Below are 20,642 nucleotides of genomic sequence, written 5' to 3' on the forward strand. Positions count from 1 at the left end.
GACTTTTTGACACTATTGCTTATTGTCCGTTAAAGTCAGTAAAATTAAACACTGTATTGATATAGAAGAAATAATTAAAAGTAAAGTGAAAGTTTTAGTTGTTGGGAATGGCGGGAGAGAACACGCTTTAGCATGGAAATTGTTACAATCTGATTCCGTTGAAAAAGTTTTCTGTACTCCGGGCAATGGAGGTACTGCTGTATTAGAAAAATGTGAAAATGTGGCGATCGCAGTGGATGATTTTGCCAGTATCTTAAATTTAGTGCAGGAAAAAGGGATTGAGTTAGTAGTAGTAGGTCCTGAATTACCCTTATCTTTAGGTATTGCGGATTATTTACAACCCCATGGAGTGAAAGTGTTTGGACCAAAACAAGATGGTGCTATTATCGAGGCAAGTAAATCTTGGGCAAAAGATTTAATGGTGGCTGGGGGAATACCCACTGCTAAGTCGGCAACCTTTACCTCTGCGTCTCCTGCTAAAGAATATATAAAAAAAGAAGGGGCGCCCATTGTGGTAAAAGCCGATGGATTAGCCGCCGGAAAAGGGGTAATTGTAGCAATGACGGAAAAAGAAGCCTTAGATGCGATCGACGAACTTTTTGCTCAGGATTTTGCTAAGGTAGTGGTGGAAGAATTTTTAACAGGACAAGAAGTGTCCATTTTAGCTCTCACCGATGGTAACACAATTCGCCCTCTTATCTCTGCTCAAGACCATAAACAAATCGGAGAGGGAGACACGGGAGCAAATACTGGAGGAATGGGAGCTTATGCACCGACTCCCCTTTTAGATGATAACCTCAGTCAACGCATTACGAAAGAGGTTTTAGAACCCACATTAAAACAATTGCAAGAGAAAAATATTGACTATGTGGGGGTATTATATGCAGGATTAATGATTACCCCAGAGGGAGAGCCTAAAGTTTTAGAGTTTAATTGTCGTTTTGGTGATCCTGAAACTCAAGCGGTTTTATCGATGCTGAAAACCCCTTTGATTGATATTTTACTCGCTTGTACAGAAAAAAGACTGGCAGAATTACCACCTTTTGAATGGCATGAAGGTAGTGCCGTTTGTGTGGTTATGGCGGCGGGAGGATACCCCAGTAGTTATCGCAAAGGAGATGTCATCTCTGGCATCCCCACTGCCCAAGAAGAAGGGGTAATGGTTTTCCATGCCGGTACAAAATTAAATAATGGACAAATCCTTACTGACGGCGGTAGAGTTTTGGGAGTTACCGGTAGAGGCTCTGATTTCAAAGATGCGATCGCATCTACCTACCGAGGAGTAGCCAAAATACATTTCGATAATATGTATTATCGTCGAGATATTGGTCACAGAATCAGCAATTAAAGAGGTTTCAGGTGTCAGGTTTCAGGTGTCAGGTTTCAGGTGTCAGGTTTCAGGTGTCAGGTGTCAGGTTGCAGGTTTCAGGTGTTTTTATTATTTATTATCAACTATAAACTATTCATTATTGCTTATTGCCTATTGCCTTGCCTTAATTACTAATTACTAGCTCCTCATTCCTAATTACTTTTTGTGACTGACTTCAACTACGGTATGCACATTACCACGAGGATTGAAATCTCCCTTAATTGTGATAGATAAAGGATCAGCCGCCGCCACGAAATCATCTAAAATTTGATTAATTGATTCTTCATGGGAAATATAGCGATCGCGATAGCTGTTAATATAGAGTTTAATCGCTTTTAATTCTACAACCTTCTCATCAGGGCAGTAATTAATATAGATAGTGGCAAAATCTGGATAACCAGAAAAAGGACACTTACAAGTAAATTCAGGTAACGTAACACTGATATTGTAAACTCTACCCGGACGAGGATTAGGGAATGTAATTAGTTTACCCTCTTCAATCGCCCTTTCACCATATTTTACTTCTGTTGCTTGATTTTCTGTCATAAAAATTAGTAATGATGAATTTTCCTAATGGTGCAGTTTCAGGTTTCGGGAGAAATAACCACTAACAAGCAATCATTTTCTCCCGAATATCTTACTTAATACTCTGAAATTATCTCAGTTCAATAGACATCTGGCAGAAAATATTAATATAGGCTCGTAGTTAGGGCTTGGTTCCCTTATTTTGAGAAATGTGGTCGATGTCTAAAAAAAATCAGGTTTAGGCAGGTGTCAGGTTGTTGAAGAATTGGGGGGTTAGGGAGAAACGAGTTCAGAGTTTTTAATTCTTAATTCTTAATTTTTCCTTTACCCCTTGCCCTTTCCATCTTCACTCATAGACAAAAATTTATCCCAAGCTTGGGTTAATTAATGACTAATTGCTAATTATTAACCGCCTTTTCCTACCTACTATAAAGAGAAAATCTCATATCAAACTCAGGTTTAAATTGAGTGATTAATTAACTTTCAGAAGATTCTTCCGAATCAGCCTCATTTTCCTCTTTATTTAAAGTACCTTGAGGCACTAATTCAATAGTATTTTTCTCTGCTAACCAATCAAGGGTTTTTTCTGCTATTAAATCAGATTTAACGTATTTAAGGAGTCTTTCCTCATCAACGTCTTTATCCTTAAGACTTTCCTTGATTTCATTAAATTTGTTATTGATTTCTTCCTCACTAACAGAGATATTCTCTTGCTCAGAAACTTTTTCAATAATCATAGTAGAGTGAAGATTTTTATTCGCTTCAGGTTTAGCAGTTTCTCTCATTCTCCCTACCATCTCTCTAGTGAAGAATTGATTAATATCCATGCCATAGCTTTGAATTTGATTAGCTGTTTGCATGAGAATATTTTGTACCTCTTCCTCAATCAGAGTTTCAGGTAAATCAATGGTGGTATGTTTTAATAATTCCTCAACAATTGCCGCCTGAATATTTTGCTTAGTTTCGTTACTAGCTTTTTCCTGATACTGCTTTTCTAAGGATTCTCTCAACTCTGCCATGGTTTGAAATTCACTTACCTCTTGGGCAAAGTCGTCATCCAACTCAGGTAATTCTTTCTCTTTGATTTCCTTAAGAGTAATAGTGAAGATAACATTTTCTCCAGCTAATTCTTGTTGAGGATAATCCTCTGGGAAAGTTAGAGGTAATTTTTTCGTTTCATCCAAATTCATCCCTACAATACCTTCCACGAAGCCAGGTATAAATCTTCCTTCTTTTAATTCCGTCTGATATTCACTTGCTTCTGTATTGGGGATAACCTCTCCTTCCTCTCCTTCATTCTCTCCCGGTTTACGTCCGACAAAATCAATGACCACTAAGTCACCCATTTGTGCAGGGCGATTTTCCACGGGAATTAAAGTAGCTTGTTTTTCTTGACGCTCTTTAATTAAATTATCTACATCTTCGGGATTATAAACTACTTCTTCTGCTTTGATAGTTAATCCTTGATATTGCCCTAAATTAACTTCAGGAGGCACATCGACGGCGGCTTGATAGGTGAAGGCTTCTCCCACTTGGAATGATTCAACTAATTGCTCAAAATCAGAACGCAATTTATAGTTACCAATCGCATTGATGGACTCTTGTTCAATAGCTTTCTTGAAGGTATCTTGTATTAACTCATCTAAAACAGCCGCTTTGATTCTATTTGCCCCTAATCTCTGTAGTAAAATCGGGCGAGGTACTTTTCCTTTACGGAATCCGGGTATATTAGCAGTTTTTGCTATTTCTTTAATTACTTTTTCATAGGTGTTTTTAGCTGTCTCTGCAGGAATCTCGATTTCTAAACCGATTTGACTGGCAGGAAGTTTTTCCTGGGTGATTTTCATAAAAATTACTATTCTTTCCTTTTAATGAATCGCTTTCACAATAATAATTATATTTAACTCAGCAGTTTTTATTTGCTGAACTTTGCTAGTATATCATGAGTTTCTCTTTTTTTCATCCCTCCCAACAGTTCTTTTTTCTTATTCACTTTCACATATACTCAGGAAAAGCATAAGTTGACCTATAGTGAGGGTAAGCAACTTTGCATCTAGCAACGGGCAACAGTTTTTTGTAGCTTCCAAGCATAACAGTTGGCAGTATAAATATTGCGTCTTAATCTAAGAAAGTAAAAAGTAGATGATTCAAATATAAGTTTTTACCAGAAAAAAACCTAACAAGGAGAAAATAGAGATTAAAATGCAGAAAGATAAAACTCCCCCTGACACAAATCCTAGAAAACCCAAACCTCTCAACACATATAAAACAATGCTTAAAGGTAGGGAAATTTTAAATATTAGCAATAATAAATCCTGTATTTTACCTAGTTTTCTTAACATAATTATTCATACATTTATTAAATAAAGGTTATTTGTTAAAAATTCATAAAACTTCACTATTGAGTAAAATATAGTCAATTTAGCTTATTTTTTGTCAATATATCTTGACTATTATTTAAATTTAATCTAAAAATATGAACTCCTAACTCATAACTTAGATTAGTTATTAATTTTATTTATTTTTTATAAATATTTGTAACTTAATATCTCTAATTTTAGAAGAAAGAAGGAAACTAGAAAAAGAGATCAACAAGTGGAGAAATTACCCTATGAAATTAGCTTACTGGATGTACGCCGGACCAGCACACATCGGTACTCTAAGAATCGCTAGTTCCTTTAAAAATGTCCATGCTATTATGCACGCCCCCCTCGGTGATGATTATTTTAACGTAATGCGATCGATGTTGGAAAGGGAAAGGGATTTTACTCCTGTTACAGCTAGTGTAGTTGATCGGAATGTATTGGCAAGGGGTTCGCAAGAAAAGGTTGTTGATAATATTGTTCGTAAAGACAAGGAAGAAAAACCAGATTTAATTGTCTTAACTCCCACTTGCACTTCAAGTATTTTACAGGAAGATTTAGAAAATTTTGTGCAACGGGCTCAGTTAAATTCTAATAGTGATGTTTTATTGGCAGATGTTAACCATTATCGAGTTAATGAATTACAGGCAGGCGATCGCACTTTAGAGCAAATTATACAATTTTATTTGCAAAAAGCCCAGAAGAAAGGAGATGTGGTCACAGAAAAAACCCCTCACCCTTCAGTAAATATTATCGGGATTTCCACTTTAGGATTCCACAACAATCATGATTGTACGGAATTACAGAGATTAATGAGAGATTTGGGTATTGAAGTTAATTTAATTTTACCTGATAGTGCTTCGGTACATGACTTGAAAAAGATTCCTTCTGCGTGGTTTAACCTTGTGCCTTATCGAGAGTTAGGATTAATGAGTGCCCGTTATTTGGAGGAGGAATGGGGAATGCCCTATGTGGATATAACCCCCATGGGAGTGGTAGAAACTGCCCGTTGTGTGCGTAAAATTCAGCAAATTCTCAACGGTTTAGGGGCAAATGTGGATTATGAAGAATTTATTGAACATCAAACCCTCTATGTCTCTCAGGCGGCATGGTTTTCTCGCTCTATCGACTGTCAAAATTTGACGGGGAAAAAAGCCGTTGTTTTTGGGGATAATACCCACGCTGTGGCAATGACCAAAATTTTAGCTCGGGAAATGGGTATCCATGTGGTTTTAGCCGGTACTTACTGCAAGTATGATGGAGATTGGTTCACTCAACAAGTAAGTGAATATTGCGATCGAGTCTTAATTAGTGATGATAATGGAGAAATAGCAGATGCGATCGCCAAAATTGAACCGGCGGCAATTTTTGGAACACAAATGGAGCGTCACGTAGGCAAACGTTTAAATATTCCTTGTGGTGTCATTTCTGCCCCTATTCATATTCAAAACTTCCCCATTGGCTATAAACCTTTTATGGGTTATGAAGGTACAAACCAGATCGCCGATTTAGTCTATAATTCCTTTACCCTAGGTATGGAAGATCATTTATTAGAAATATTTGGTGGTCATGATACCAAAGAAGTAATCACCAAAGGAATCTCCGCCGACTCTGATTTAAACTGGGATACAGAAGCTCAAAAAGAGTTAAATAAAGTGCCGGGGTTTGTGCGAGGTAAAGTTAAACGTAATACAGAAAAGTTTGCCAGAGACAGAGGTTTTGAGAAAATTACCCTAGAAGTTTTATATGCGGCAAAAGAGGCTGTATCAAGCGTTGGTTAAGAATTCGTAAGTAATTGGCAATGAATGGGCAAAGGGTAAGAGGCAAGAGGCAAACCTCCCTTTATCCCCTCTCGAGAGGGAGAGGGCAAAGATGAATAGTTGATAATTAATAACTTCTAACTCCTGTACGGGCGAATGGCTATTCGCCCCTAACTAGCTCCTAACCCCTAACTCATTACTTGTTTCTCCCTAATACTCCAATACCCTAAGCTCTTATTTTCCCCTTAATTCCTAATCGATAACGAATTGCTGACGGGCATTAAAAAAATGTCGATATACTCCCTCAGTGATGATTAAAATAGTAATTAAATTAGCAAGGGCAATCATAAATAAAATCAAAATCTGATAGGATGCCGCCGATAAAGGGCTATTTCCTGCTAAAACCTGCCCAGTAAACATCCCCGGAAGACTTACCATCCCCACTACCATCATCGAATTTATAATCGGGATTAAGCCCACTTTTATGGCATCTAAACGATAAGATGCGATCGCATTTCTGCCCGTTGCACCTAAACACAAATGAGTTTCAATTTCTAAACGGTTATTTTTGATCATATTGGCTAACCTTTCCCCTGCCAAAGACGCACCATTGAGGGTATTTCCCAAAATCATACCCACTAGGGGAATTAAATATTGAGGGTTATACCATCTTTCTGGTTGAATGATAAATACAATGCTATAGGCAACAACAAAAGAGCTACTAAAGAATAAGCCTAACCATACTGTTTGCAGTAAACGGGGGATTTTTTTACTAATACGATTTCGGGCAACTATTGCCGCAATGGTAATCATGATTAAAATTATCGCAACTACCGCCACAGGATTATCAATAACAAAAATAAATTCCAGAATGTAACCTAAAAACATCAACTGTAGTAGCGATCGCCCCGCCGCTAATAAAAATTGACCTTCAAAGCCTAGCTTTTGCCAAATAGATAGACTAATAGCCATGAGAATAAGTCCCCAAGCCCATAGTAAATCAATAAAATCTAGCTCAATAATTTCCATGAATAGTTAATATTTAATTATCAAAAATTAATCGATTATTTTAGTTGATATATAGTCCATAATCATTATATAATAGCTTCTGTTTTGTGAAAAATATCAAAAAATTAATTAGAGATAATAAAATCTTTATAATCATTAATTGTTACTTATTAAATGTCTTTAGATTTTCGGAATAAAAATATCCTTTGGAGTAGCTTAATTGTTGAAACTTTTACTAAATTAGGGCTAGAATATGCAATCATTTCTCCCGGCTCAAGATCAACTCCTCTAACAGTTGCTTTTGCTGAAAATAAATTAATTACAAGTATTCCTATTTTAGATGAAAGATCAGCTTCTTTTTTTGCTTTAGGTTTAGCTAAACGAACAAATAAACCAGTGGTTTTAATTTGCACCTCTGGCACAGCAGGGGCGAACTTTTATTCAGCAATTATTGAAGCTAAGTATAGTCATATACCCTTAATTATTCTCACGGCTGATCGACCTTTTCAACTAAGAAATTGTCATGCAGGACAAACTATTAATCAAGTTAATTTATATGGTAGTTATCCTAATTGGCAAACAGAATTATCTTTACCTTCTGCAGAATTAGAAGACTTATTTTATTTGAGACAAAATATTATCTATGGATGGGAAAAAGCACAATTTCCTAGTAAGGGAGTAGTTCATTTTAATATACCATTTACCGAGCCATTAGTTCCCATTGAGCAATTAAATTTTAATCAAGAAAAACAAGATTTCATACAAAAACAATTATTTTCTAATTTTCATCTATCTATCTCTTCATTTACTTGTGTTAATCAGGACTTTATTAACTATTTAAAACATTGGCAAACTTTGACCAAAGGTATCATCATTGCAGGAGTTGATTCTCCTTCCCAACCTGAATTATACTGTGATGCGATCGCATTTTTAGCCCATATATTAGGATTTCCTGTATTAGCAGAGGCTTTATCTCCCGTGAGAAATTATAGTCATTGTAATAGTCATTTAATAACTACTTATGACACGATTTTAAGAGACGAACAATATAGAGAAAAACTTATTCCTGAAATAGCTATTTTAATAGGAGAATATCCCACCAGTAAAGAGTTAAGAAAATGGTTAAATAAACATAAAATTACTACTTATATTATTACAGAATTTGATGATAACTTTGATGCTTTACATAGCAACTCTCAACATTTAAGAGTGAGCTATGAATACTTATTTAGTCTTTTAAAAACTTATTCAAATAATCAACCCTATGATTTAAAATATCTACATCGGTGGCTAGAAATAGACAATAAAATATCTCTTAAACTCAATCAAGAAATAGGAAATAACAATAAATTATTTGAGGGGAAAATTGCTTGGTTACTATCTCAATATTTACCTGAAAAAACTACAATCTTTATCGCCAATAGTATGTCTGTTAGATATGCTGAATTTTTCTGGCAAAAAAATAATAAAAAATATGACATTTATTTTAGTAGAGGTGCTAATGGTATTGATGGCACTTTATCCACTGCTTTAGGTGTAGCTTATAAACAAAAAATAACCATTCTTTTGACGGGAGATTTAGCCCTTTTACATGATACCAATGGTTTTTTAATCAATAATCATTTTCAAGGTTGTTTAATTATTATTTTAATTAATAACAATGGTGGTGGAATTTTTGAAATGCTACCCATTAGTAACTATGAAAATGTCTTTGAAAATTACTTTGCTACTCCCCAAAATATAAATTTTCAACAACTAGCCAAAACTTATAATATTCAATATCAATTAATTCAAAATTGGCAAAATTTAGAGAAAAATTTAAGTAATTTACCTTCCCAAAATATTCATATATGGGAAATACAAACTAATCGAAAAGAGGATATGAGTTATTTAAAACAACTAAACTCAATTATAAACTAGGACCCATTTAACTTACCGTGTTTATTAAGTCTTAAAAATGACTAAAACGCTTAACCTTTACCTCTTTTCTCTTCCCCATTCTCTGACTTGTGCAAGAAGTCTAATCAAAAATTAGCGTTGCTTAATCATGGTATGAAATGTACCGAAATTATGCCAAAAATTGGGACGTCAAGATATTATCACTATTGCCTATTCCCTATTGCCCACCTAAATGAAAAATCATATCTAAAATTAGCAACGCCCAGAAATTAGTCAATATATGTTAACTATAACCTCGAATTCAGAACTCTGAACTCCGAACTCAGATATATTAGAAAAAAGGCAAAAAGGGGGGAAACATGGTAATTACTTCATCAGAAAAAGAAAGATTTAAAGAATTGCAAGATAAACTACGTAATTGTTGGCAAGATAGAGATATTTTAGATGAAGATGATACAGATATATTAGTAATTCCCTCTTTTAGTATTGATCAAAGAGTTGGTAGAAAAGTAGCGGGGTTTTTACATTATGAAGAAAGACTTTTATTTTCTCTGATTCGTTTAAGAAATCCCCATACTCGCCTCATTTACATTACAGCCCAACCCTTATCTCCCATTATTGTTGACTATTATTTACAACTTCTCCCGGGTATTCCTTTTTCCCATGCTAGAGAAAGACTATTATTATTAACAACCTATGACAGTTCTCTTAAACCACTAACACAAAAAATACTAGAAAGACCACGTTTAGTAACAAAAATTAAAAATTCTTTACGTCCTAACAAGAGTTATATGGTTTGTTTTAACTCTACTCCTTTGGAGGAAGAATTATCCATCAAATTAGATATTCCTTTACTAGCTTCTAGCCCAGAATTAAGCTATTGGGGTTCAAAAAGTGGCAGTAGAGAAATCTTTAGTCAATGTAATTTACTTCATCCAGAAGGAAGTCAGCTAGTGTTTACTGTTGATGATTTAATTAGAGAAACAGCACAATTATTGATCAAAAAATCCCATTTAAAAAAAGTAGTAATTAAACTTAATGAGGGTTTTTCTGGAGAGGGTAATGCTGTTTTAGATATTAGTGGTATATCCCCTCTTTTTTCTCTCGATATATCTTTAGTAAAAGCAGAAAACTTAATCGCTCAAATTATTCATGAGGCTAAGGTGCAAGGCGAAGAAGAAACATGGCAGTCATACTGCGATCGCATCCCTGAATTAGGAGTAATTGTAGAGGAATTTATTGAAGGAGAAGAAAAATTTTCTCCTAGCGTACAGGGCTATATTACACCCAATGGAAAAGTAGAAATATTATCCACCCATGACCAAATTTTAGGGGGAGATGAGCAACAAATTTATCTAGGATGTTCTTTTCCAGCTCATAGTGGCTATCGCTTGCGACTGCAAGAATTAGGTATAAAAGTAGGAGAAGCATTGGCAAAAAAAGGAGCAATGGAAAGATTTGGAGTTGATTTTTTAGCAGTTAAAGAAAATAATAAATGGCAACTATATGCCATAGAAATAAACTTAAGAAAAGGTGGCACAACTCACCCTTTTATGACCTTAAAATTCTTAACAAATGGAACTTATAATTATCAAGATGGATTGTTTTATAGTCCCGAAGAAAAAGTAAAATATTACCTAGCATCAGACAATTTACAAAAACCGAATTATCATGGTTTATTACCTAATGATTTAATGGACATCGTCACAAAACATCGACTACACTTTGACAGTAGCACTAAAACAGGTACTATTTTTCATCTTATGGGTGCATTATCAGAATTTGGCAAATTAGGCTTAACAAGCATCGGCAATACCCGTGAAGAAGCTGTTAACATCTATAAAAATATTGAAACGGTTTTAGATAGTGAAACTCTTATCTAACCACAAGTTATATTAAAAAAAATTATTATTACAAAAAGAAATAGATTTATATATCACCCTCAAAAGTATTCATAAAAATTTTATATTAGACCTCTTGCAAAATAAAAACTGAGATAAAATTTGGATAGTTTAAGATTAAGTTTTTATTTAATCAATTTATTCAAGTTTTATGCAGGAAAAAATAAAAAAAGAACTCAAAAAAGTTGGCTCATTAACTCTATTTTTTTTAATAGGTTTTGCCTATATATTGATTACAATGAAATTTCTATTAGCTGAGTATGATATTGATGTTTATGTTTTTTCCAAAACAATTATCAGTGCATTAGTGGCAGCTAAAGTTGTAGCAATTATGGATGCAATGCCTTTCATTAATCTCTATTCCAACTCTCCGGGTTACATACGAGTAATGTATAAGAGCCTAATCTATGTAGGAGGAGTATTCATTATCTCTTTGGTAGAAGATTTATTTCATACTTATCGACAAGTCAATTCTATACAAGGAGCAATAAGTATATTTATTGAAACCCGTCATTTTTTCCATTTTATGGCAGTTACAATGTCGATTTCTCTAGTTTTTATTATTCACAATATTTTTTATGAAATTGATTCTTATTTAGGTAAAGGTAAACTAGCTAAATTATTTTTTGAAAAACCAACAAGTTTATAAAAATTTTAAAACTTAGTATTTCTCTCATAAAAATATGAAATTTTTAAAAATAATTACCCTTTTAATTATCAGTGCAAATACTGTCATTATTCCCTTTTCAGCTCATAGTCAAAATGATAGTCAAGCAACTTTTTTCACAGGTAAACCTCCCGTTTTTGTTGGAGTAAAAACCCCTAACTCCACCGTTAACTTACCTGATGCACACTATTACTTTACCTTTACTCTCCCCAGTAATTCTATAGAAGCGATCGCACAAATAACAATTCAACAACAAGAAAGCCCCGAAATGATAGCTCTCAATATTGACAACACTTCCGCATTCATTGGGGATCAAAACAATCAAGGTCAGACATTAACCATTCAACCCTCAGAATTATCAGAAGGAACAGGAGTAAATATTCTCTTTAATCCCCCCGTGCCTCCCGGTACAACTTTTACTGTTCGTTTAGAAGCGGTGCGAAATCCTAGTCAAGACACTACTTATATGTATGATGTTACTGTTTTTCCTGCAGGAAATAATCCCACTGCTTTTCCTCTAGGAGTTGGAAGATTGAGTTTTTATGAATTATTTTAATTAGAATTAACTTGGAAAATCTATTTTTTCAGTAAACAACAAATCAGAGTTTAATTTGATGAATCAGAAATTTTTGAGCTTATTTCTTCTCATCGGAAGTTTGATAACAACCCCTATTCCTCTAGTTGGTGGACAAGGTAGCACTGTGACAAAAACTGTTTCCACACCCACCATTCCCGCACCTTTTGGTATCAATATTACTCGGAATAACTGGAACACAGATTGGGCTGTACCTAGTAATAACAACACTTTCCGTCGTTATTTAGTTGAAATTAGCTCCAATGACGGAGGCCCTTTCGATATTAGAATATATCTTAAATACAGTGACCAAACTGCTGATCAATTTTTTAATCAAGAAGCAGTGAATATCGTTACAAATAAACCCTTAAAAATAGAATCAACCCCTCGCCCAGATGCTCAACCCTATCAAGTTAATTTATTTGTAGGAGGGTTAGAATCCTTGGGCAAAACCTATACAGCTACCGTCATGGGATGTTATTAATTCTTTAAATTCAATAATATTATTACAAGTCTTCTTAATGCGTCCATATTTTGATTAATCCGATAAAAATACCAGTCAAAGCCTAAATTCGATATAAAATTTTCTTTGGCGTAAAGGTATCAGGTGTCTAATATTAGGTTAGAGAATTATCTCGATCGCCAAATTGTTTAGGAGGCTCAGATATTCTTAACATTTATTCACAGTTTTATTATAGTGACCTGAGTTTTCCATAAATCTTTTTTTTTGTGTTGGGGAGGAGGAAAAAGTAATAGGAATTTACAGAAAGCTCATACTTATTGATATTTTTCTTTTCAATCTTGTTACTGACTCATTAAGTATTAGAAAAATAAAGCCTAAAACTTCTCCTTATCCGATATTCTTAAACTAAACTGAGGTCATAGTGCTTTAAAACAATTAATTTTTAAGGCTTTGTTACTCTCAACGGCAAAGCCAAAATATCTCTTGATAAGTTAATCTTCCTTGTTCGCATCAAACCCGTAGATATTTCTATCAAGAACAATTAAATTATAAAAATGTAATCAGTAACTAACTTAACTGTTGTGATTACGGTGGAAAATTTTTTTAATTATCGTTCAAATTGCATAAAAAATAAAATCTCTCCTGATATATAAATGGAGACTTGAAATTATCAGAAAGCTAATTGAGTATTTATGGCTTATCAAAACCTTTCAATTTGTTTATATTGTCCTCAATTTCTGCAACGAACTAATACCTAAATACTAAACAATTTATTTAATTATATCAGACTGAAAGGAAAACTGAATTAATTAGAACTAAATACTAATTTCCGAGCTGAAACAAAAGTAGCTCATGAAGATATTATAAACTTTATCGCCACTGAAAAAAATGACAATATCTTATATTTCTGCACCTATCAATTTAACTGATAAATTTACTAAATTTTTAGTTTGGGAAGAAAAACAAAATTACGTTCAATTAAGATGGATACAAGATGTAAAATTAGTTCTCAATTTTAATAAACATAGTTCTAATTTAGATGATTTGGATGAAAATCAGTGGTTTATTTATTGGTTGAATAATATTGAAAATAATCCTTGGGCAAAAAATCATTTAATGGCTTATCTCGAATTTAATTGCTATTGGGTAATTAAAAACTTTTTTACCAGAAAAAATGTTTATTTAGGTAAACTTTCTGAAACAGAGAAATATATTAAGGGCTTTAACATTCTTAGAGACTATACCAGTAATCCTCATAAAATATTAAAAGAATTTAGAAAATTTAACCCTAACTATTCTCATATTAAAACTTATAGCCAAAGATGGTTATACAATCTTATGAAAGATAGTCTTAATAAAGAATACGGTGTCGCTAAGTATAGTTATTGGGGTTTGCTAAAAAATACCACTAAGAATAATTTAAAGAGTGCTTTAAATCACAGAGGATATAGTCAAAAAGAAATTAATTCTTACTTGTTACTTTGGCAGTGTTTTCAAGAAGTTTATGGCAATGAAATAAAAATCAAAAAAGGGGAAATGATTTCTGAGCCAACTTTAGAAAAAATTACTAAAATAGTTGGTCTTTATAAAAGTCTAATCAACATTGATTCTAGTATTGGAGGTGAAAATAATTATCTCAATATTTCTACTTCTATTTTTCAAAAAATTATGAGAAAATGTCATAATTCTCTTGTTGCTTATGAAAAAATAAAACGTCCTTCTGCTTATGCTTATAATCTTCCTTTACAATCAGATATAGATAATAATGAAGATGCGATTAATAGTTTAAGTCTGGAAAACATTTTATTCAAAAGAGAAAAAGAAGAAATAACAGAAATGACAGGTAATTCTTCCTCAAATTTTCTGGATAAACAAGAACTAAACCTATTATTGGTTGAAATTCTACAAAAGATAAAAGAAAATGATCAACATAAATTAAGATTATTAACTTTAAATTATGGTTTAGGTTTAAGACAAACTACCATTGCCCAATTGTTAGACAGTCGTCAGGATAAAATATCTAAAGAAAAAGGAAAACTTAATGAAACAATTTTCCAGAATTTTGTTCAGGTAGTTGAAAGTAAGTTGAGTAAAGATAATGACGATGCAGAAGCTATCAATCTCAATACTCCTCCACTCAATACGGTGAATAAATTAATTGAAAATTGGTTAACTAATTGCTACAAAAAGCCTTTATATGCTAAGTTACAACAACTTTTTGTTAATTTAAGTCCTGCTCAAAAAAAATTATTAAAGTTAACCTATGGAGGCGATTATTATTTAATTAATGAAAAGAAAATCGGTTTAGATCAAGAAGAAATTGCAATCCGTTTTCAAGTGAATAAAAAAGAAATTGAAAATCAATTAAATATGATTAAAAAAAGCCTACAAACAGAATTAATTCAGTATATTAATTGTCGTCATAACCTGAAAATTGATACTAATAATAAACAAGTTATTAAATTAGTAGAAACTTGGTTAGAAGAAGCCCCTTACGGTATGTTTGGCTAAATTTGTTCTTGAATAATCCCCTTTTTAGGGGAATTTTACTCTGAATATAAAATATATAACAGTAGTAAAAGAAGCGAATAATCTTATCATTAAAATTGGAGAAAAGTAATATGGAAATTATCATTTGTGGAGTGAGTGAAGTCAATGATTATATTGATGAAGCCGATGGAGTTATTTCAATTATGAATCCTGCATGGCGTATTTATGCTCCATTATCTATTACAGAGAAAAAAGAGGAAAATCGTCATAGTGTTTTAGAGTTAGAATTTGATGATATTTGGTCTGAAGAAGATGAGTTAGGATTGGAAATTGTGACAAAGGATATAATTTATCAAGTACTAAATTTTGCTGATAATTTTCAAGAAAGTTATAAAGGTGAAGGTAAACTTTTAATTCATTGTCATGAGGGAATAAGTCGCTCTTCTGGTATGGCTTTAACTATTCTCACTTATCTTACCAAAAACATTCAAGAAGCGATAAACATTGTCAATGAAATACGCCCCCAAGCGATGCCCAATATTGAAATTATCCGTCTCACTGATGAAATATTAAACTTAAATGGTGAATTATTAGATAAGGTTTTTCAAGAATATTATGGGTGAAAATATGGGGTAATAATTAAGCAAAAACAAAGGTTTTAGGTTGAGGTAAAATTTTACCATCTTCTTGATATTCTTCTATAATTAACTCTAAAACTTCTTGCCCATTTTTTAAGGCTTCTTCATAGGTTTCACCGTGAGTAAAAGGTTGCATAACATTCTGACTAAATTCAGGGAAAAAAACCACAAAACAATTATCTTCATCACTCCATTGAATAGTAATCGTATAATCAAATTTATTCATAATTACTTACTCTCTTTTACTATATTTTAGCGGAATCTAAATGTTGAGCAATCCAAACTTTAATTAAAGATTGAGACTCAATACCTAATCTTTTTGCTTCTTTATCTAAGGCAATTATCATCCATTGGGGTAAATCCAAATCAATTTTTGTCTTTTCCAAAGCAGGGCGCTTTGCCGTTGATAAATCAAAATATTCTAAAATATCTTCTTTTCCTTCTTCAAATAATAAATCTAATTCTTCAGCTTTCATAAAAATTTACCTCTTGTTTTCTCGAACGTCTAACAGATATAATTCTAATTTTAGTTTGGCGATATGTTATTATTGCAGACCAATATTTTTCCTTAATTTTACCAATTATTATCATCCGAAATTCATTGGTTGAATTTGCTTTTATCTCAATCCGATTATTGTCTAACCATAATAACTGGGCTTCTTCAAAATCAATGCCGTGTTTTTCTTTATTGATATTACTTTTATTTTCATCATACTCAAATTCCATACTTTCGCACTAACAACGACTCTTAGAAACACTTTCTTAATGATAGCAACAAAAATCAGCAATAATAGGATATAGACCATTATTGATAATACTTTATGACTAATATTCCTCCTTCTTTAACAGGAAACGAAATCAGAGAGAAATTTTTAAACTTTTTTGCCGAAAAACAACACAAAATCCTTCCTAGTGCTTCATTAATACCTGAAGATCCCACCGTTTTACTTACTATAGCAGGAATGCTTCCTTTTAAGCCTATTTTCTTAGGGCAAAAAACCCCTGAATATCCCCGTGCTACTACTTCGCAAAAGTGTATCCGCACTAATGATATTGAAAATGTGGGACGCACTGCCAGACATCATACTTTTTTCGAGATGTTGGGGAATTTTAGCTTTGGTGATTATTTTAAGTCAGAAGCGATCGCATGGGGATGGGAGTTGTCAACCCAAGTGTTTAAGTTACCTCCAGAAAGAATTGTCGTTAGTGTATTTAGAGAAGATGACGAGGCTTTTGCTATCTGGCGAGATGAGGTAGGAATACCAGAAAAACGGATTATTCGTATGGGAGAGGAAGATAATTTTTGGAAATCTGGAGCTACTGGTCCTTGTGGACCTTGTTCTGAGTTATACTACGATTTTAAGCCCGAATTGGGGGATGATAACATCGATTTAGAAGATGACTCCCGCTTCATCGAGTTTTATAACTTGGTGTTTATGCAGTATAACCGAGATGCAGAAGGTAATTTAACACCTTTGCAAAATAAAAATATTGATACGGGCATGGGGTTAGAAAGAATGGCACAAATTCTGCAACAAGTGCCGAATAATTACGAAACTGATTTGATTTTCCCCATTATTGAAACTGCGGCTAAGTTAGCAGATATTGACTATGGCACGGCGGAGAATAAAACAAAAGTATCTTTAAAAGTTATTGGGGATCATGTTCGTTCTGTAGTTCAAATGATTGCTGATGGTATTTCTGCTTCTAATACGGGGAGAGGTTATGTTTTACGTCGTCTCATACGTCGTGTAGTGCGTCATGGTCGTTTAATTGGTATTGATGGTAATTTTATCAATGAAGTGGCAGAAAAGGCGATACAACTCTTAGAAGGGGTTTATAGCAATACTAGGGAAAGGGAAAAGGTAATTAAAACCGAGTTACAACGGGAAGAATCTGCTTTCTTGGCAACCCTTGAAAGGGGTGAAAAACTCTTAAATGAAGTGATTATTAAACTAAAAAAAGACCAAAAAACCGTTATTTCAGGAGAGGATGCTTTTACCCTTTATGATACTGATGGTTTTCCCCTCGAATTGACCCAAGAAATTGCAGAAGAAGAGGGTTTAACCGTTGATATTGAAGGTTTTGAGGCGGAAATGGAAGCTCAAAGGGGGCGATCGCAGTCTGCCCATGAAACCATTGATTTAACGGTACAGGGTAGCATCGATAAGTTAGCGGAGCATATCCACCCTACGGAATTTTTAGGCTACCACGAATATCAATTAATTAGTCAGATTGAGGCGCTATTAGTTGAGGGCAAATCGGTAGAAAAAGCAGAATCAGGAAGTAAAGTTCAGTTAATCTTGAATAAAACTCCTTTTTATGCTGAATCAGGTGGTCAAATTGGCGATAAGGGCTATTTAGCAGGAGACGATGTGTTAGTTTCTATCGAGGATGTGCAGAAAGAGTCGGGCTTTTTTGTTCACTATGGCACAGTGGAAAGAGGTACAATCAACATTGGGCAAAAACTACGTGCTACCGTTGATAAAGCCTGTCGTAACCGTGTCAGAACCAATCATACCGCTACTCATTTATTACAATCTGCCTTGAAAAAAGTTGTTGATGAAAACATCTCTCAGGCTGGTTCTTTAGTATCCTTTGATAAGTTACGTTTTGATTTTAATTGCCCTCAAGCTCTCACTAAATCTCAATTACAACAGGTTGAAGATTTAATTAACACTTGGATTGCTGAAGCCCATACTGCTTATATCTCCGTAATGCCCTTAGAAGAAGCTAAATCCAAAGGTGCGATCGCAATGTTTGGAGAAAAATATGGCTCAGAAGTGCGTGTTATCGATATTCCTAGCGTTTCGATGGAATTGTGCGGAGGCACTCATGTTAATAATACAGCAGAAATTGGTCTATTTAAAATTATTTCCGAAACGGGGGTTGCTTCAGGTATCAGACGAATTGAAGCGGTAGCAGGTGCGTCAGTTTTAGAGTATCTCAAAGTAAGAGATAATGTGGTGAAAGAATTAGGGGATAAATTAAAAGCTAAACCCGAAGAAATTACCGAACGTTTTGCCAATATACAAGATGAATTAAAGGCAACTCAAAAAGAAGTAGAAAATCTTAAACAAGAGTTAGCTTTATTGAAGTCTGAAAATCTAGTTAATCAAGCCCAAAATATCGGAGAATTTAACATTTTAGTGGCTAAATTAGATAATTTGGATGCAAAATCATTACAATCTGCGGCGAAAAAATTGCAAGAAAAATTAGGTAATTCAGCAGTCATTTTAGCTTCTATTCCTGAAGAAAATAAAGTTAGCGTTGTAGGGGTGTTCAGCGATAAAATTTATCAAGAAAAAGGATTAAACGCCAATGAATATATCCGTGAAATCGCCCTTGCTTGTGATGGAAAAGGCGGAGGAAAACCTAACTTTGCTCAAGGTGGGGGTAAAGATACCAGTAAATTAGAAGAGGCTTTAACTATTGCTAAAAACAAATTAATTGAGACTTTATCTTAATTTTTTAGTGGGGCGATACATCGCCCTACTTGTTAGTACACCCAAGATTTACACTTGTTGACACTCACACCATCAAATCAAAGATTGTGATGGGTGATTCTTGCTTCTTTCAGATTGCCTCTTAACTAGATCAAGATTGCTCTTAACCCCCGTCAGACCGACTCCACAAGCATTTTAAACACAGTTTCTTATCTGTGCTACCCTATGCCCTACGGAACCAGTATCTAGGTGTCATTTCTCTCAGACCCTTCCTATCGTCAGGGCTAAAGGTTTTACGTTAACTGAGTTTTTCGAGTTAACAACCTTATACTTTGACTATTTAGTTATCTAGGTACTGTAATTATTTGTCGCACTAGCACCCACATTACTGGTTACGTTATCGTTAATCGCACATCATATTTAATGTATTGTCAATGGTCAGAAAAATCCAATTTACCTTAAGGTTAACCGAAGACGAAAAAACAAGACTTGCTTACTACGCTAAGTCTAAAAATGTAAGTATGTCGGAGATTATCCAAGATTACTGTAAACGATTACCAAAACCCACTGATACTAAGGACTAAAGGTTTATTTTGTTGGTCAAAATTCATCTCCCAGTTCCTTCCTTTCGTCAGGACTAAAGGATTTGTAATGTATTTTTTTGTATTGTCAAATGCTGATAGGAGTCCTCTTTTGACATTTAAGATAGACCATCTAACTGTTTTCCCATCTTCCTTTTCAAGGGGATACACAGAGGTATCCCAAAGACTTTTTAAACTACCACTTCAAAAACTATGCCTTCCTCTACAAAAACATCAGAGTAATTTTGAATAATATTTTGTCTTTCTTGCTCCCCTACAAAAATATAAGCACCAGGATTAACTAAACTTTGAAAGCGATATATTCCAGAGCCTGTGCTACTTCCCGCAGATGCGGCATAAAAAGCAATGCCTTCTTCTATAAAATTGCTATGATTATCTCGAATACTTTTACTTTCCTCCTCACTAGCAAATAGATAAGCTCCCGGTATATCTCTGTTTTGAACGTCCGTTGCGGCAGTCCCCAATCTCAGCTGTAAGCGGATTGGGGAAGGATAGCAACACCTAATTTTATTTTCCCCCTTCCTGATTTTTTATATATTCTTTGAGCTTTTCGATAGTCGCACCACCCGTACTAGCTACGTAATAAGAACCAGACCAGAAAGACACTTTCCCCCAATAGTATTTTTTTACTTCTTGAGGAAATTCCTTTTTTAGCATTCTAGCCGTTGAGCTTTTTAGACAAGCGACGACTGTGGAGATAGCATTTTTAGGATGCAAGTCTAGCAAAATATGTACATGGTCTGGTTCACCGTTAAATTCTAAGATAAAGCAATCTAACTTTTTTGCTACTTGTTCTAACATTTCTCCTAGTCTTACAATCATTTCTTTTGTTAATACTTTTCTCCGATAATGAGTGACAAAAACTAGATGTAAGTGAACGCTAAAAACACTATGAGAGCTTTTTCTGGGTTTCAATACACAATCCCCCAACTGCATG

At 33.9% G+C, this 20,642-nt stretch carries 19 protein-coding genes; 11 read left to right on the forward strand and 8 right to left on the reverse strand.

From position 1 onward, the window contains the following. Nucleotides 1-85 precede the first annotated feature (85 nt). Entirely contained in the window at nt 86-1,348 is a 1,263-nt protein-coding gene (gene purD / locus CYAN10605_RS07420) for a phosphoribosylamine--glycine ligase (protein ID WP_015219322.1), read from the forward strand. A 177-nt stretch (nt 1,349-1,525) separates the two neighbouring features. Here the strand turns inward: purD and queF are convergent, their stop codons facing one another. Both queF and tig read right to left on the reverse strand, forming a co-directional pair. Continuing rightward, a complete protein-coding gene (queF, locus tag CYAN10605_RS07425; RefSeq protein ID WP_015219323.1) occupies nt 1,526-1,915 on the reverse strand; it encodes a preQ(1) synthase in 390 nt (129 codons plus the stop codon). Between the two features lie 455 nt (nt 1,916-2,370). Then, the gene (gene tig / locus CYAN10605_RS07430) at nt 2,371-3,741 is read right to left on the reverse strand and encodes a trigger factor (protein WP_015219324.1); all 1,371 of its coding nucleotides are present in this window, start codon (nt 3,739-3,741) and stop codon (nt 2,371-2,373) included. 764 nt (nt 3,742-4,505) lie between these two features. On the opposite strand from tig, the gene bchB reads away from it, so the two are divergent. Beyond that, nucleotides 4,506-6,038, forward strand: a complete 1,533-nt coding sequence (gene bchB / locus CYAN10605_RS07435) for a ferredoxin:protochlorophyllide reductase (ATP-dependent) subunit B (RefSeq protein ID WP_015219326.1) — start codon at nt 4,506-4,508, stop codon at nt 6,036-6,038. A gap of 231 nt (nt 6,039-6,269) precedes the next feature. Here bchB and CYAN10605_RS07440 read toward each other — a convergent pair whose 3' ends face one another. Continuing rightward, a complete protein-coding gene (locus tag CYAN10605_RS07440; RefSeq protein WP_015219327.1) occupies nt 6,270-7,046 on the reverse strand; it encodes an ABC transporter permease in 777 nt (258 codons plus the stop codon). 153 nt (nt 7,047-7,199) lie between these two features. Between CYAN10605_RS07440 and menD the strand changes: the two genes are divergently transcribed. The 7 genes from menD (at nt 7,200) to CYAN10605_RS07475 (ending at nt 15,642) form a co-directional block, all read left to right on the forward strand. Next, complete coding sequence (gene menD, locus CYAN10605_RS07445) at nt 7,200-8,945, forward strand: 2-succinyl-5-enolpyruvyl-6-hydroxy-3-cyclohexene-1-carboxylic-acid synthase (RefSeq protein WP_015219328.1); 1,746 nt, start codon at nt 7,200-7,202, stop codon at nt 8,943-8,945. A gap of 338 nt (nt 8,946-9,283) precedes the next feature. Next, nucleotides 9,284-10,807, forward strand: a complete 1,524-nt coding sequence (locus tag CYAN10605_RS07450; RefSeq protein WP_015219329.1) for a peptide ligase PGM1-related protein — start codon at nt 9,284-9,286, stop codon at nt 10,805-10,807. Between the two features lie 256 nt (nt 10,808-11,063). Continuing rightward, nucleotides 11,064-11,474, forward strand: coding sequence for a hypothetical protein (locus CYAN10605_RS07455; RefSeq protein WP_241212805.1), 411 nt, complete (start codon nt 11,064-11,066; stop codon nt 11,472-11,474). Between the two features lie 34 nt (nt 11,475-11,508). Continuing rightward, the gene (locus tag CYAN10605_RS07460) at nt 11,509-12,048 is read left to right on the forward strand and encodes a DUF2808 domain-containing protein (protein ID WP_015219331.1); all 540 of its coding nucleotides are present in this window, start codon (nt 11,509-11,511) and stop codon (nt 12,046-12,048) included. A gap of 58 nt (nt 12,049-12,106) precedes the next feature. Next, nucleotides 12,107-12,550, forward strand: coding sequence for a hypothetical protein (locus CYAN10605_RS07465; protein ID WP_015219332.1), 444 nt, complete (start codon nt 12,107-12,109; stop codon nt 12,548-12,550). 867 nt (nt 12,551-13,417) lie between these two features. Then, nucleotides 13,418-15,040 (forward strand): hypothetical protein, encoded by a 1,623-nt coding sequence (locus tag CYAN10605_RS07470; RefSeq protein WP_015219333.1) that lies wholly within the window; start codon nt 13,418-13,420, stop codon nt 15,038-15,040. Between the two features lie 110 nt (nt 15,041-15,150). Further along, a complete protein-coding gene (locus CYAN10605_RS07475) occupies nt 15,151-15,642 on the forward strand; it encodes a dual specificity protein phosphatase family protein (protein WP_015219334.1) in 492 nt (163 codons plus the stop codon). Nucleotides 15,643-15,658: 16 nt separating this feature from the next. Here the strand turns inward: CYAN10605_RS07475 and CYAN10605_RS07480 are convergent, their stop codons facing one another. The 3 genes from CYAN10605_RS07480 to CYAN10605_RS07490 are packed head-to-tail and all read right to left on the reverse strand — an operon-like array spanning nt 15,659 to nt 16,383. Next, nucleotides 15,659-15,883 carry a type II toxin-antitoxin system HicB family antitoxin gene (locus tag CYAN10605_RS07480; RefSeq protein ID WP_015219335.1) on the reverse strand — a complete coding sequence of 75 codons (225 nt, stop codon included), beginning with the start codon at nt 15,881-15,883 and terminating at the stop codon, nt 15,659-15,661. Between the two features lie 19 nt (nt 15,884-15,902). After that, nucleotides 15,903-16,133, reverse strand: coding sequence for a type II toxin-antitoxin system BrnA family antitoxin (gene brnA / locus CYAN10605_RS07485; RefSeq protein ID WP_015219336.1), 231 nt, complete (start codon nt 16,131-16,133; stop codon nt 15,903-15,905). Beyond that, nucleotides 16,123-16,383 carry a BrnT family toxin gene (locus CYAN10605_RS07490; RefSeq protein ID WP_015219337.1) on the reverse strand — a complete coding sequence of 87 codons (261 nt, stop codon included), beginning with the start codon at nt 16,381-16,383 and terminating at the stop codon, nt 16,123-16,125. Before CYAN10605_RS07490 ends, brnA begins: the two co-directional genes overlap by 11 nt. A 95-nt stretch (nt 16,384-16,478) precedes the next feature. Here CYAN10605_RS07490 and alaS point away from each other — a divergent pair, with 95 nt between their 5' ends. After that, nucleotides 16,479-19,124 (forward strand): alanine--tRNA ligase, encoded by a 2,646-nt coding sequence (alaS, locus tag CYAN10605_RS07495; protein WP_015219338.1) that lies wholly within the window; start codon nt 16,479-16,481, stop codon nt 19,122-19,124. A 413-nt stretch (nt 19,125-19,537) separates the two neighbouring features. Further along, on the forward strand, nt 19,538-19,687 hold the full coding sequence (locus CYAN10605_RS18140; protein ID WP_071880491.1) for a YlcI/YnfO family protein: 150 nt from the start codon (nt 19,538-19,540) through the stop codon (nt 19,685-19,687). A 188-nt stretch (nt 19,688-19,875) separates the two neighbouring features. Here CYAN10605_RS18140 and CYAN10605_RS07505 read toward each other — a convergent pair whose 3' ends face one another. Together CYAN10605_RS07505 and tnpA are read right to left on the reverse strand one after the other, a co-directional pair. After that, nucleotides 19,876-20,169: a hypothetical protein gene (locus CYAN10605_RS07505; RefSeq protein ID WP_015219339.1), complete on the reverse strand. Its 294-nt coding sequence runs from the start codon at nt 20,167-20,169 to the stop codon at nt 19,876-19,878. A gap of 43 nt (nt 20,170-20,212) precedes the next feature. Next, entirely contained in the window at nt 20,213-20,641 is a 429-nt protein-coding gene (tnpA, locus tag CYAN10605_RS07510) for an IS200/IS605 family transposase (protein ID WP_015217945.1), read from the reverse strand. Between the last annotated feature and the right edge of the window lies 1 nt (nt 20,642).

This window comes from Cyanobacterium aponinum PCC 10605 (assembly GCF_000317675.1).
Taxonomy (GTDB): Bacteria; Cyanobacteriota; Cyanobacteriia; order Cyanobacteriales; family Cyanobacteriaceae; genus PCC-10605.

Coding starts and splice junctions, on each gene's coding strand:
- CYAN10605_RS07490 (WP_015219337.1), bottom strand. CDS start 16,383: ATGGAATTTGAGTATGATGAAAATAAAAGTAATATCAATAAAGAAAAA.
- menD (WP_015219328.1), top strand. CDS start 7,200: ATGTCTTTAGATTTTCGGAATAAAAATATCCTTTGGAGTAGCTTAATT.
- CYAN10605_RS07450 (WP_015219329.1), top strand. CDS start 9,284: ATGGTAATTACTTCATCAGAAAAAGAAAGATTTAAAGAATTGCAAGAT.
- alaS (WP_015219338.1), top strand. CDS start 16,479: ATGACTAATATTCCTCCTTCTTTAACAGGAAACGAAATCAGAGAGAAA.
- CYAN10605_RS07455 (WP_241212805.1), top strand. CDS start 11,064: ATGAAATTTCTATTAGCTGAGTATGATATTGATGTTTATGTTTTTTCC.
- tnpA (WP_015217945.1), bottom strand. CDS start 20,641: ATGCAGTTGGGGGATTGTGTATTGAAACCCAGAAAAAGCTCTCATAGT.
- CYAN10605_RS07460 (WP_015219331.1), top strand. CDS start 11,509: ATGAAATTTTTAAAAATAATTACCCTTTTAATTATCAGTGCAAATACT.
- CYAN10605_RS07465 (WP_015219332.1), top strand. CDS start 12,107: ATGAATCAGAAATTTTTGAGCTTATTTCTTCTCATCGGAAGTTTGATA.
- CYAN10605_RS07475 (WP_015219334.1), top strand. CDS start 15,151: ATGGAAATTATCATTTGTGGAGTGAGTGAAGTCAATGATTATATTGAT.
- queF (WP_015219323.1), bottom strand. CDS start 1,915: ATGACAGAAAATCAAGCAACAGAAGTAAAATATGGTGAAAGGGCGATT.
- CYAN10605_RS07440 (WP_015219327.1), bottom strand. CDS start 7,046: ATGGAAATTATTGAGCTAGATTTTATTGATTTACTATGGGCTTGGGGA.
- CYAN10605_RS07470 (WP_015219333.1), top strand. CDS start 13,418: ATGACAATATCTTATATTTCTGCACCTATCAATTTAACTGATAAATTT.
- brnA (WP_015219336.1), bottom strand. CDS start 16,133: ATGAAAGCTGAAGAATTAGATTTATTATTTGAAGAAGGAAAAGAAGAT.
- tig (WP_015219324.1), bottom strand. CDS start 3,741: ATGAAAATCACCCAGGAAAAACTTCCTGCCAGTCAAATCGGTTTAGAA.
- CYAN10605_RS07480 (WP_015219335.1), bottom strand. CDS start 15,883: ATGAATAAATTTGATTATACGATTACTATTCAATGGAGTGATGAAGAT.
- CYAN10605_RS18140 (WP_071880491.1), top strand. CDS start 19,538: ATGGTCAGAAAAATCCAATTTACCTTAAGGTTAACCGAAGACGAAAAA.
- bchB (WP_015219326.1), top strand. CDS start 4,506: ATGAAATTAGCTTACTGGATGTACGCCGGACCAGCACACATCGGTACT.